Annotated in this window: 14 protein-coding genes; 13 read left to right on the top strand and 1 reads right to left on the bottom strand. The window is 66.3% G+C overall.

From position 1 onward, the window contains the following. Positions 1–241: 241 nt before the first annotated feature. From AB6806_RS10435 to AB6806_RS10375, 13 genes are all read left to right on the top strand, one after another. Complete coding sequence (locus AB6806_RS10435; protein WP_142022038.1) at positions 242–1,156, top strand: LysR family transcriptional regulator; 915 nt, start codon at positions 242–244, stop codon at positions 1,154–1,156. Between the two features lie 92 nt (positions 1,157–1,248). Then, positions 1,249–2,079 (top strand): NAD(P)-dependent oxidoreductase, encoded by an 831-nt coding sequence (locus AB6806_RS10430; protein ID WP_142022037.1) that lies wholly within the window; start codon positions 1,249–1,251, stop codon positions 2,077–2,079. A 4-nt stretch (positions 2,080–2,083) separates the two neighbouring features. Then, on the top strand, positions 2,084–3,202 hold the full coding sequence (locus AB6806_RS10425; protein ID WP_370954562.1) for a 4-oxalomesaconate tautomerase: 1,119 nt from the start codon (positions 2,084–2,086) through the stop codon (positions 3,200–3,202). Positions 3,203–3,225: 23 nt separating this feature from the next. Continuing rightward, positions 3,226–3,951 carry a PIG-L deacetylase family protein gene (locus AB6806_RS10420; RefSeq protein WP_113254951.1) on the top strand — a complete coding sequence of 242 codons (726 nt, stop codon included), beginning with the start codon at positions 3,226–3,228 and terminating at the stop codon, positions 3,949–3,951. Between the two features lie 187 nt (positions 3,952–4,138). After that, on the top strand, positions 4,139–5,314 hold the full coding sequence (locus tag AB6806_RS10415) for an ABC transporter substrate-binding protein (RefSeq protein WP_113254952.1): 1,176 nt from the start codon (positions 4,139–4,141) through the stop codon (positions 5,312–5,314). Positions 5,315–5,345: 31 nt separating this feature from the next. Continuing rightward, positions 5,346–6,203 (top strand): branched-chain amino acid ABC transporter permease, encoded by an 858-nt coding sequence (locus AB6806_RS10410; protein WP_370954561.1) that lies wholly within the window; start codon positions 5,346–5,348, stop codon positions 6,201–6,203. Continuing rightward, entirely contained in the window at positions 6,200–7,207 is a 1,008-nt protein-coding gene (locus AB6806_RS10405; RefSeq protein WP_370954560.1) for a branched-chain amino acid ABC transporter permease, read from the top strand. Before AB6806_RS10410 ends, AB6806_RS10405 begins: the two co-directional genes overlap by 4 nt. Next, a complete protein-coding gene (locus AB6806_RS10400; protein ID WP_191124923.1) occupies positions 7,204–7,956 on the top strand; it encodes an ABC transporter ATP-binding protein in 753 nt (250 codons plus the stop codon). The genes AB6806_RS10405 and AB6806_RS10400 overlap by 4 nt, the downstream gene beginning before the upstream one ends. Before the next feature lie 7 nt (positions 7,957–7,963). Then, a complete protein-coding gene (locus AB6806_RS10395) occupies positions 7,964–8,674 on the top strand; it encodes an ABC transporter ATP-binding protein (protein ID WP_370954659.1) in 711 nt (236 codons plus the stop codon). A 24-nt stretch (positions 8,675–8,698) separates the two neighbouring features. Continuing rightward, a complete protein-coding gene (locus tag AB6806_RS10390) occupies positions 8,699–9,808 on the top strand; it encodes a 5-methyltetrahydropteroyltriglutamate--homocysteine S-methyltransferase (RefSeq protein WP_370954559.1) in 1,110 nt (369 codons plus the stop codon). A 163-nt stretch (positions 9,809–9,971) separates the two neighbouring features. Beyond that, positions 9,972–10,925 carry a catechol 2,3-dioxygenase gene (locus tag AB6806_RS10385; protein ID WP_370954558.1) on the top strand — a complete coding sequence of 318 codons (954 nt, stop codon included), beginning with the start codon at positions 9,972–9,974 and terminating at the stop codon, positions 10,923–10,925. A gap of 332 nt (positions 10,926–11,257) precedes the next feature. Next, on the top strand, positions 11,258–11,566 hold the full coding sequence (locus AB6806_RS10380) for a hypothetical protein (protein WP_038363791.1): 309 nt from the start codon (positions 11,258–11,260) through the stop codon (positions 11,564–11,566). A 120-nt stretch (positions 11,567–11,686) separates the two neighbouring features. Then, positions 11,687–11,971, top strand: coding sequence for a hypothetical protein (locus AB6806_RS10375; protein ID WP_038363793.1), 285 nt, complete (start codon positions 11,687–11,689; stop codon positions 11,969–11,971). A 64-nt stretch (positions 11,972–12,035) separates the two neighbouring features. Here AB6806_RS10375 and AB6806_RS10370 read toward each other — a convergent pair whose 3' ends face one another. Continuing rightward, on the bottom strand, positions 12,036–12,284 hold the full coding sequence (locus AB6806_RS10370) for a DUF2934 domain-containing protein (RefSeq protein WP_370954557.1): 249 nt from the start codon (positions 12,282–12,284) through the stop codon (positions 12,036–12,038). Between the last annotated feature and the right edge of the window lie 179 nt (positions 12,285–12,463).

Here is a 12,463-nt window from a genome sequence, read left to right as displayed (position 1 = left end):
GCACCCTCGGCTGCAGGCGCGCATTCATGCAATCGGATCCGGCTGCTGAAGCGGGAGATGAGCCTGTAAAGTCCAGGCTCGGGGTGGCTCGACGGTGAGCTGCCGGAGTGCTACACACGGTCGATAGGCATTAAGCTATTGATCTTACTCGGTAAGAGGCGCGGAAAGCCACATCCATCCCTCTCCGCCTCTTCCGCATTGCGCGCAGTTGCCATGGGGTTGCTGTGCACGGGCTGTTTTCATGCGCGTTGACGTCCTGGGACTTCAGGCTTTCGTCGCCATAGCCGAGCGCGGCAGCTTCCGCGCTGCCGCCTCCCATCTCAATCTCTCCCAGACCGCGCTCAGCCATCGCATCCGCAAGCTGGAGGAGATGCTCGGCACGCCGCTTTTTCTGCGTACGACCCGGCAGGTCTCCCTGACCGCCGCCGGCACGACGCTGCTGCCGCGGGCGCGGCGCATCTTCGAGGATCTGGGTTCCGCACTCGACGAAGTCCGGATCGATCTGCAGGAAGGGGACGAGCAGGTCTCGGTCGGCTGCCTGCCGACCGTCGCGGTGCATTGCATGCCGTCGGTCATCGCCGCCTTCGCCAGGCGCCATCCCGGCGTCGGGGTGAGGGTCCATGACAATTCGGCGTCCGAGATCGCCGGCAAGGTCCAGTCCGGCGAGGTTGAGTTCGGCGTCACCATCGTTGCCGCCAATCGCTGGGATCTGGAGCTGAAGCCGGTCGTGAAGGAGCCCTTCGTTCTGGTCAGCCATCGCGACATGCCGCTGGCCCAGGCCGCTTCGCTGACATGGGCGCAGTTGCAAGGCGAGCCGCTGGTGCGGATCAGCGCCGAAACCGGCAACCGCATCCTCATCGACGATGCGCTGGGCGCACGGCGCGAGAGCCTGACCTGGCGCTACGAGGTCCAGCGGGTGGTCACCGCGGTCAGCCTGGTGCGCTCCGGCATCGGCTACGCGATCGTCCCTCAGCTCGCGCTCGACGCGGTCGAGGCCGGCGGGCTGGTGGCGGTGCCGCTGCGTTCGCCGACCGTCACGCGCACGCTGGGCATCGTCACGCGCAAGACCGTGCCGCTGCGGCCCGTGGCGCGCGATCTTCTCTCGTTGCTGAGCCAGGCCCTGAAGCGCAGCGTCACGCCGCGCCGAGATGAATGAAATTAATCAATCGCTGCATTCTTATCATTTGATGAGGGAATGAGGCTGCTCCACCTTTGCTGCGGGAGAAAACGCACAAGGGAGTGGCGGCGATGGCTGGTTCGGCCAGGATCGCATTCATCGGCTATGGCGAGGTCGGCCAGACGTTCTCGCGCGGATTCCTGACCCATGGCGTGGCCGGGATTCACGCCTATGACCTGCTTTTCGGCAGCGGGCCGGGCAGCCGGCTCGAGGAAGCGGCGCGCCGGATCGGCGTGACCTGCGCCGACACAGCCGAACGGGCCTGTGCCGATGCTGTGTTCATCTTCTCGGCCGTCACGGCGGACCGCACCGAGGCCGTGGCCGCCGAGGCTGCAAGCTGGCTGAAGCCCGGCCAGATCTTCGTCGATGTCAATTCGGCCGCGCCCACGACCAAGCAGCGGGCGGCGCAGGCGATTGCGGCAAGCGGCGCCGATTATGTCGAGGCGGCGGTGATGGCTCCGGTGCTGAAGCCCGGCCTGCGCGTCCCGATCCTTGCCGGCGGCCCGAAGGCGGTGGACGCGGCCGAGGTGCTCAACCGACTCGGTATGAACCTGACACCGGTCTCCGAAATCTTCGGACGGGCATCGGCGATGAAGCTCTGCCGCAGCATCGTCATCAAGGGACTGGAGGCGCTGATGGTGGATTGCGCCGCCGCCTGCGAGGCCTGGGACGTCAAGGATCCCGTCTTCGCCAGCCTGCACGAGACCTTTCCCTCCATCGATTTCCATGCGCTCGCCGCCGATATGCGCGAGCGCGTCGCGACCCACGGCATCCGGCGGGCGGCGGAGATGCGCGAGGCCGCCGAGATGCTCGCCGCCGCCGGCCTCGAACCCGGCCTCGCCAGCGCCATCGCGGACGCCCAGCAGCGCGGGGCGCGCGCCAAGCCGGCGGCAGGAGCCTGAGGCCATGGCCCAGATCGCCATTCCCTGCATGCTGATCCGCGGCGGCACCTCGAAGGGAGCCTATTTCCTGCGCGGCGACCTGCCGGCCGACAATGCGGCGCGGGACGCATTCCTGCTTGCGGTGATGGGCTCGCCCGACAAGCGGCAGGTCGACGGGCTCGGCGGCGCGCATCCGCTGACGAGCAAGGTCGCGATCATCTCGCCGTCCAGCGAGCCGGGCTGCGACATCGATTTCCTGTTCGCGCAGGTCGGCATCGAGACGGCGCAAGTCGATACGACACCGAATTGCGGCAACATCCTCGCCGGCATCGGGCCCTTTGCCCTGGCGCGCGGTTTGGTCAAGGCGCAGGGCGCGCGCACGACCGTCCGGGTCCGCACCATCAACACCGGCACCATCGCCGATCTGACCATGGATACGCCCGATGGCGAGGCGAGCACCGAGGGCAGCGCGCGCATCGATGGCGTGCCGGGGACCTCGGCGCCGATCGATATCGGCTTTCTCGATGCCGAGGGCTCGGTCTGCGGCGCGCTGCTGCCGACCGGCCATGTCGTCGATGTGATCGAGAGCGTGCCGTGCACGCTGATCGACAATGGCATGCCGGTGATCGTGATGCGCGCGGCCGATATCGGACGCAGCGGCTACGAGTCGCGCGAAGAGCTCGACAAGGATAGGGAGCTGAAGCAGCGGATCGAGCGTATCAGGCTCGCAGCCGGGCCGCTGATGAATCTGGGCGATGTTTCCGGGAAGGTCGTGCCGAAGATCGCGCTCGTCGCGCCGCCGCAGGCCGGTGGCGCGATCTGCACGCGCAGCTTCATCCCGCATGAATGCCACGCCTCGATCGGTGTTTTCGCGGCAGTGACGGTCGCGACCGCGGCCGTGCTGCCGGGTTCGCCGGCGGCGTCCGTCGCGGCGATGCCCGAGGGCCGCGAGCGCTCGCTCTCAGTCGAGCATCCCACGGGGGAGTTCACCGTGACACTCACGGTCGGCGGCACGGCCGAGCGACCTGTGGTCGAGCGGGCCGGGCTCCTGCGCACCGCACGCATCCTGATGGAGGGCCGCTCCTTCGTGCCGGCGAGCGCCCTGGCCGCACATGCGGACAGCGCCCGCCATGCCGCCGAATGAGTTGAGAGAGGGTTGAGGCTTCGATGGCGAACGCGCAGAAGACGGGTCTCGTGATCACCGCCCATCCGGGTGATTTCGTCTGGCGCGCGGGCGGCGCCATCGCGCTGCATGCGAAGCGCGGGATGCGGGTGAAGATCCTCTGCCTGTCCTATGGCGAGCGCGGTGAGAGCCAGTTCGCCTGGAAGAAGGCTGGCGTCAGGATGGAGGAGGTCAAGGCCCAGCGCCGGGAGGAGGCCGAGGCCGCGGCCGAACTGCTCGGCGCCGAGATCGAGTTCATGGACGCAGGCGACTATCCGCTGCGCACCACGCCGGAGATGCTCGACCGCGCCATCGACATCTTCCACGAATTGGGGCCGAGCTTCGTGCTGACCCATGCGCTCGAAGACCCCTACAATGTCGACCATCCCGAGGCGGCGCGCTTCGCCCAGGAAGCCCGCATCATCGCGCAGGCGGCCGGCCACAAGCCCGATCCGGAGCGTGCCTATGCCGCCCCGCCGGTCTTCCTGTTCGAGCCGCACCAGCCCGAGCAATGCGACTTCAAGCCGAATGTCATCCTCAACATCGACGAGGTTTGGGAGGTGAAGCGCCGGGCCTTCGAGATCCTCGCCGCGCAGAAGCATCTCTGGGAATATTACACCCGCGTCGCGCTCAATCGCGGCATGCAGGGCGGCCGCAACTCCGGCAAGGCGATGACCTATGGCGAGGCCTATCAGCGGCTCTTCCCGGAAGCGCTGGAGGCGCTGGCGTGACCCCGTGGGCATCCGCGCCCGCCAGTCCAACGAAGACGAAAAGCCTAGACGATTGGCGGCTGGCGAAGGCGGACGGGACATGTAGGCTATGCACAAAGGCCCTGCCAAAGCGGGCCGCGTCCATCGCGACGGCGATGGGGACGAAGAACGGCTTCGCAGAGAGCCAATTCAGGGGAAGGGAACGGACATGACGGTTCGCAGGACGTTACTCGGTGGCATGCTCGGGCTGGCGCTGGCCGCCTCGACGAGCGGGTTTGCGCTGGCGCAGGAGGCGGTGAAGATCGGCCTGATCCTGCCGATGACGGGGCCTTTCGCCTCGACCGGCAAGCAGATCGATGCCGCGGTGAAGCTGTTCCTCGCCAGGGAAGGCGCCACCCATGGCGGTCGCAAGCTCGAAGTGATCCTCAAGGACGATGCCGGCAACGCCGATGCGACGCGGCGCCTCGCCCAGGAGCTGGTCGTTAACGAAAAGGTCTCGGTGCTTGCCGGCTTCGGGCTGACGCCGCTTGCCATGGCGACCGCACAAATCGCGACGCAGGCCAAGGTGCCGGAGATCGTGATGGCGGCGGCGACCGCCTCGATCACCGAGGCCTCGCCCTATATCGTGCGGACCTCCTTCACCTTGCCGCAGGCTTCCGAGCCGATGGCCAACTGGGCCGCCAAGAACGGCATCAAGAAGGTCTTCACCGTCGTCACCGATTACGGGCCGGGCATCGATGCCGAAACCTCCTTCGCCAACACGTTCAAGGAGGCCGGTGGAACCGTCGAGAGCGTGCGCATCCCGCTGCGCAATCCGGATTTCGCGCCCTTCCTCCAGCGCGTCTCGGAGGCCAAGCCCGACGCGCTCTTCGTCTTCGTGCCGTCGGGCGTCGGCGCGCAGTTCATGAAGCAGTTCATCGAGCGCGGCCTCGACAAGGCCGGCGTCAAGCTGATCGGCACCGGCGACGTGGTCGATGACGACATCCTCGAAGGCATGGGCGATGTCGCGCTCGGCGCCATCACCACGCACCACTATTCGGCCGCACATGACAGCCCGGCGAACAAGGCCTTCGTCGAAGCCTTCCAGAAGGCCAATCCCGGCATGCGCCCGAACTTCATGGCGGTCGGCGGCTATGACGGGATGAAGCTGATCGCCAAGGCGCTCGACGCGACCAAAGGCGACGCCAGCGGCGACAAGCTGATCGCGGCGATGAAAGGCGCCTCCTGGGAGAGCGTGCGCGGGCCTGTGAAGATCGACCCCGACACCCGCGACATCATCCAGAACATCTATGTCCGCAAGACGCAGAAGCTCGGCTCCGAGCTGCACAATGTCGAGTTCGAGACGATCAAGGACGTCAAGGACCCGGTGAAGGCCCGCAAGTGACGGGCTTTCCGACGGCAGCGGATCGACGCGCATGCTGACCATCCTGTTCGACGGCATCGCCTATGGGATGGTGCTGTTCGTTCTCGGCTGCGGGCTCTCCGTGACCATGGGGTTGATGAATTTCGTCAACCTCGCCCACGGCGCCTTCGCGATGCTCGGCGGCTATGTCGCCGTGCTGGCGATGCAGCGGCTCGGCCTGCCGTTCCTGGCGAGCCTGCCGCTCGCCTTCCTCGCGGCGGCGCTGGTCGGCGTCGTGCTGGAGCAGCTGATCTACCGGCCGATGTACACGAAAAGCCATCTCGACCAGGTGATGTTCTCGATCGGGCTGGTCTTCATGGCGGTGGCCGGCACGGACTGGCTGATGGGCTCGACCCAGCAATTCATCCGCCTGCCGGACTGGCTGCAGGGGCGCTTCGAGGTCGCTGGCATCGGCATCGGCCGCTACCGGCTCTTCGTCATTGTCGTCTGCGGCCTGCTCGCCGTCTCGCTGCAATGGGGCTTCACACGCACCCGCTTCGGCAGCCGGCTGCGCGCGGCGGTCGACGATGCGCGGGTGGCGCGTGGCCTCGGCATCCCCGTCAACCGCCTGTTCGCGCTGACCTTCGCGCTCGGATCGGGGCTGGCCGGATTGGGCGGCGCGCTCGGCATCGAGCTCATGGGCCTAGACCCGACCTTCCCGCTGAAATTCATGATCTACTTCCTGATCGTCGTCACGGTCGGCGGCACGTCCAGCATCACCGGGCCGTTCTTCGCCGCGATGCTGCTCGGCGTCGCCGATGTCGTCGGCAAGTATTTCGTGCCGCAGGTCGGCGCCTTCATCATCTACGCGCTGATGGTCGTGCTGCTGATCACCCGGCCGCATGGGCTGTTCGCGAGGGCGCGGGCATGACGATGCCCGTGTTCGAGACACGCGTCCGGCAGGCGCTGTTCGCCTCGCGGCGCTGGCATCCGGCCGAAATCGTTTTCTGGTGTCTCGCCTTCGCGGCCTTCCTGCTGTTCCCGCGCAACCTGCTGCTGCTCAACGAGATTGCGATCCTCGCCCTCTTCGCGCTCTCGCTCGACCTGATCCTCGGCTATGCCGGCATCGTCTCGCTGGGACACGCCGCCTTCCTCGGCATGGGCGCCTATGCGGCCGGGTTGCTCGCCAAACATGTCTCGGCCGATCCGTTCGCCGGGCTGTTGGCCGGCATGGGAGCGGCCGGGCTGCTCGGCCTCGTCACCAGCCCGCTCGTCTTGCGCGGCACCGATCTCACCCGGCTGATGATCACGCTCGGCGTGGCGCTGATCCTCTACGAGCTGGCGAATTCGTTCAGCACGCTGACCGGCGGCGCCGACGGTTTGCAGGGCATCATGATGGCGCCTGTGCTCGGCCTGTTCGATTTCGATATTTTCGGCCGCACCGCCTATTTCTATTCGCTCTCGGTCCTCTTCCTGCTGTTCCTGATCGCAAGGCGGGTCGTGCATTCGCCCTTCGGCCTGAGCCTGCGCGCGATCCGCGACAATCCGCTGCGGGCCGCGGCCTCGGGAGTTCCGAATGATCGGCGTCTTGCCGCCGTCTACACGCTCGCGGCGGCCTATGCCGGGGCGGCGGGCGCGCTGCTTGCCCAGACGACGCAATTCGTCTCGCTCGACGTGCTCGATTTCCACCGCTCGGCCGATCTGATGCTCGTGCTGATCATTGGCGGCGCCGGCTATCTCTATGGCGGGCTGATCGGGGCGATCGCTTTCAAGCTGCTGCAGGACCTGATCGCGAGCTTCACGCCGCAATACTGGATGTTCTGGATCGGGCTCTTCCTCGTGCTCTTCGTGCTCGGTGGACGCGAGATGATCCATGGCGCGGTCAAGGCCGTTGCGGCACGCTTCGCCCGGCTCGGCAAGGGAGCGGCCCGATGAGCGCGGTGCTGCAAACCTTCGACCTGTCCAAGAGCTTCGGCGGCATCACCGCGACCGATCATGTCGATTTCACGCTCGCGAAGGGCGCGCGCCATGCGCTGATCGGCCCGAACGGCGCCGGCAAGACCACCTTCGTCAATCAGCTCACCGGCGTGCTCCGGCCGAGCTCCGGCCGCATCGAACTGATGGGCGAGGACATTACCGCGTTGCCGCGCGAGGCGCGGGTGAAGCGCGGGCTCGCCCGCACCTTCCAGATCAACCAGCTTTTCGGGACGATGACGCCGCTCGAGATGATCGCGCTCGTCACCTCCGAGCGGCTCGGCCGGGGGAGCCATCCGTTTCGCGCGCTCGACCGCGATCTGGAGCTGGTGGGTCAGACTGCCGAGATTCTGACGCGCTTCCGGCTCGACGACATCATGGACCGGCGCATCGCGACGCTGCCCTATGGCAAGCAGCGCCAGATCGAGATCGCCGCCGCCTTCGCCGCAAGGCCGAGCGTGCTGCTGCTCGACGAGCCGGCGGCCGGCGTGCCGGAGGCCGAGCGGCGCGAATTGATGCAGACCGTTGCCGCACTCCCGGACGACGTCTCCGTGCTGCTGATCGAGCACGACATGGATCTCGTCTTCCGTTTCGCCACGCGCATCACGGTGCTGGTCAATGGCCGCGTGCTGGCGGAGGGGACGCCGGAGGAGATGGCGCGCGACAGCAGCGTGCGCGCGGCCTATCTCGGCGAGGGCGCCCATGCCTGACGCATCGCTGCCTGAGCTGCTCAAGATCGAGAAGCTGAGCGCCGGCTATGGCGAGGCGCAGGTGCTGTTCGACATCGACCTCACGCTTGCACAGGGGCAGTCGCTGGCGCTGCTCGGCCGTAACGGCGTCGGCAAGACGACTTTGGTCAACAGCATCATTGGCGTCACCCGGCGGCGCGGCGGGCGGATCGTGCTGGCCGGGCGTGATCTCACCGCCGCCTCGCCGGAGCAGAGGGCGCATGCCGGCATCGGCTGGGTTCCGCAGGAGCGCAACATCTTCAAGTCGCTGACCGTGCTGGAGAACCTGACGGCGGTGGCCCGGCCAGGGCCCTGGGATGCCGCCCGCGTCTTCGGCATGTTCCCGCGATTGGCGGAGCGGAAGACCAATCTCGGCAACCAGCTTTCCGGCGGCGAGCAGCAGATGCTGGCGATCGGCCGGGCCTTGATGCTCAACCCGAAGCTCTTGCTGCTCGACGAGCCGACCGAGGGGCTGGCGCCGATTATCGTCGAGGAACTGCTCAAGGCGCTGAAGGCCCTGTTCCGCGAGGAGGGGCTTTCCGCCATCGTGATCGAGCAGCATGCGCGCAAGATCCTCGAGCTGACGGACGAGACGATCGTGCTCGAACGCGGCCGCGTGGTCCTCGCCGAGCGCAGTGCTACGCTCATCGCCGAGCCCGAACGGCTCGAACACCATCTCGGCCTCGCCGCCGCAGCCTGACCGTCAAGAACCGGAGGAAACGCGATGACCCAGAGGAAGAAGCCACCGTTCCGGGGCGACATGGTGGGAAGCCTGCTGCGCAGCGCGCCCGTCAAGGAAGCCCGCGCCAAGGTCGCTGCGGGCGAGATGGCGCAGGCCGAGCTGACGAAGATCGAGGACGAGGAGATCAAAAAGCTCGTCCGCAAGCAGGAGGAGATCGGCTTGCAGGCGGTGACCGACGGCGAATACCGCCGCGCCTTCTGGCATTTCGACTTCCTCGACGGCTTGACCGGCGTCACGACCTACGAGACCGATGCCGGCATCCAGTTCAAGGGCGTCGCCACGAAGGGGCATGGCATCCGTGTCACCGGTAAGCTCGACTTCCCGGCCGACCACCCGCATCTGGCCCATTTCAAGTTCCTGGCCTCGGTGACCAGCCGTGTGCCGAAGATGACCATCCCGAGCCCGTCCATGCTGCATTACCGCGGCGGGCGGAAGGCGATCGATCCGAGCGCCTATCTCAAGATGGAGGATTACTACGACGATCTCGGCAAGGCTTACGCCAAGGCGATCAAGGCCTTCTACGATGCCGGCTGCCGCTATCTGCAGCTCGACGATACCAGCCTGTCCTATTTCTGTGATCCCGAGCAGCGCAAGATGCTGGCCGAGCGCGGCGACGATCCGGACAAGCTGATCTTCGTCTATCGCGACGTGCTCAACGCGGCGTTGAAGGCGAAGCCCGCCGACATGCAGATCACCACCCATACCTGCCGCGGCAACTTCAAATCGACCTTCATCGCGTCCGGCGGCTACGAGCCGGTGGCCGATCTCGTCTTCAACCAGATCGATGTCGACGGCTATTTCATGGAGTGGGACGACGACCGCTCGGGCGGCTTCGAGCCGCTGCGCTTCCTGCCCAAGGGCGACAAGCAGGTCGTGCTTGGCCTCGTCACCTCGAAGTTTGGCACGGTCGAGAGCAAGGACAATCTCAAGCGCCGGATCGAGGAGGCCGCGAAATTCGCGCCGCTCGAGCAGCTCTGCCTGTCGCCGCAATGCGGCTTCGCCTCGACGGAAGAAGGCAATGTGCTGGCCGAGGACGAGCAATGGGCCAAGCTCTCGCGCATTCTCGAAGTGGCGAAGGAAGTCTGGGGCTGAAAGCGCCTTTGGGGGAAATCTGGTCATCCCGGACGGAGCGAAGCGAAGATCCGGGATCCATGCCTGAACATTGATCGGAAACGCTCCGGCATGGATCCCGGGTCAAGCCCGGGATGACCGCGTGGCTCCGTGCAAAATCAGCTTGCTCCAGAGGACACCAGACATGAGCGCCGAGCCCTGCTTCGACATCGCCCATCTCGGCCATGTCGAGCTCTTCACCAACAAGCCGCAGGAGAGCCTCGACTTCTTCGTCAACATCTTCGGACTGACGGAGAGCGGGCGCGCGGGCGACTCCGTTTATCTGCGCGCCTGGGACGATTACGAGTTCCACACGCTGAAGCTGACGGCCTCGAATACGACCGGCGTCGGCCATATCGGCTATCGCGCTGCGAGCGAGGCGGCGCTCCTGCGCCGCGTCGCGGGAATCGAGGAGATGGGCGCGGGCATCGGTTGGGTCGAGGGCGACCTCGGCCATGGCCGCGCCTATCGCTTCCGCGACCCCGACAACCATGTCTTCGAGATCTATTTCGACACGAACAAATATGTGGCGCCCGAAGGCGAGCGGCCGGCGCTGAAGAACCAGGCGCAGCGCAACCATGGCCGGGGCTGCGCCGTGCGCCGGATCGATCACGTCAACCTGCTGGCGCAGGACGTCGCCGCGATCCGCGACTTCATGCCGAAGGCGCTGGGCAGCCGCGTCACCGAGCAGATCGTGCTGGATTCCGGCGAGGTCGGCGGCTGCTGGTTCACCGTCAACAACAAGAGCTACGACATCGCCTATACGCGCGACCACACGCCGGCGCAGGGGCGCTTCCACCATGTCACCTATGCAGTGGACCAGCGCGAGCACATCCTGGAGGCGGCCGATCTCTTCCTGGAGAACGGCGTCTTCATCGAGACCGGCCCGCACAAGCATGCGGTGCAGCAGACCTTCTTCCTCTATGTCTATGAGCCGGCCGGCAACCGCGTCGAGATCGCCAATGCCGGCGCGCGCCTGATCCTGGACCCGGACTGGCAGACCGTGACCTGGACCGAGACAGAGCGGAAGAAGGGCCAGGCCTGGGGGCTCAAGACGATCGAGAGCTTCCACACGCATGGTACGCCGCCGGCGGCGTAGCGCGCGCCACAGGCTCTGTCTCAGGGAGAGATGTCTGGGATGCCGTTATGGCGGCATCTGCATAGCTTCCGCCGGAAGTCCTGCTTCGACTTGGTCGGATCGTCGGCCAATGATCGGGCTGCGGCGACGACAAGAAAATGTCGATGGTCCAGATCGCTGTCGGGTTCCGTTCAGAATCGCGATTCTAAACTGCATCGTGTTCTCGAAAGCGGTGCCATCGATTTCGGTCGAGCGCCGTTAACGAAACATTCTTGCTCATCACCCGTTTTGGGCAATAGCCTTGTCTCGTTTGATTCGACTGGGCTTTGTTCATGCGATTTGGAGAAACGCTTATGGAACGACGTTCTTTCCTGCTCGGGCTGTTTGCCCTTTCCGCTGGCGCCGCCACCGTCGCTGTCGCTGGCAAGGCTGATGCGGCTGGGCTCGGCGCTGCCGGCCAGGCGCTCGGCGCCATGCCCTCCGAGAAGGCCGCGACGCTGCCTGACGGCACCCCGATCGAGCAGGTGCAGTATTCTCACCGTCCTCACCCCGGCCACCGCCCGCGTCCTCCCTACCATCGCCCGCGTCCGCGGCGTCAGGTCTGCACGGTGCACCGCAACCGCTTCGGCCGTCCGGTCCGCGTTTGCCGCTGGGTCTACTGAGCGTTTTGACCGTTTCGGCGGAAATGGCTTTCGAGCTATCTTTCGCCGCGTGAGTATCGGGCGATGGCGGAGGCGCCATCGCCCTTTCGGTTTCCTCGTCGACGCGGCACAGGTGAGGTCATGATCAGGACATCGGTAACCCTTGGAGCTCTGGCGGTCCTCGTTGCGGGCTGCGTTTCAAATCGCCCGGAACCTGCACCTGTCCCGCAGGGCGGCACGGCGAAGCAGATCCTTCGCGATGGCGGCCAGCTCGTCCTTCCCGACGGGACGCGGGTCACGCCCGATCCCACCGGAGGCTTTCAGCTGCCGAACGGCGACTATGTCCGGCGCGATCGCGGCGGCGCGCTCATCCTGCCGACCGGCGCACGCTGCGCGGCGACGCCCAGCGGCTATATCTGCCCCTGACAACAGGCTTTTGCTGGCCTGAACCCTTGCCGGTGCATCCCCACCGGCCTGCGGGCGCGCAGCCTTACATCGCACGGCCGCGCGGCGGGCGGCGGTGTTCGTGCCGGTCGGTCAGATCGGGCGGCATCGGCCGGGCTGCGCCGAACGAGTCCTCGTTCTCGTCGGTGAGGACATGGTTGTGGCTGCGGAAGGCCCAGATTTCCTTGGCGGCCTCCCAATGCTCGCGGTCACGGCCTTCCGGCTGGCCTTCCTGCATCCAGATGCCGTAGGCGATCTTCCTGATCTCGCGCTGTGCCTTCTCGTCCTTGCTCATGCAATCCTCCATCGTGAGCGACGGCCGGGCTTCACCCTATGGCGACCAGCCGCCATGATGCCGCTTCAAGGCGGGCCGCAGCAGCGGCCGTTGCGGCTTTTCAGCGGTGACATCCGGCGAGGCCAGCCCGGATCGCGTTGGGCCTCGCCCTGTCTCCACGGCGCCCTTCCATGAAGGCG

This window comes from Allobosea sp. RCC_152_1, assembly GCF_041360765.1.
GTDB lineage: Bacteria > Pseudomonadota > Alphaproteobacteria > Rhizobiales > Beijerinckiaceae > Allobosea > Allobosea spartocytisi.
This window is presented reverse-complemented; position numbering and strand designations above follow the sequence as displayed.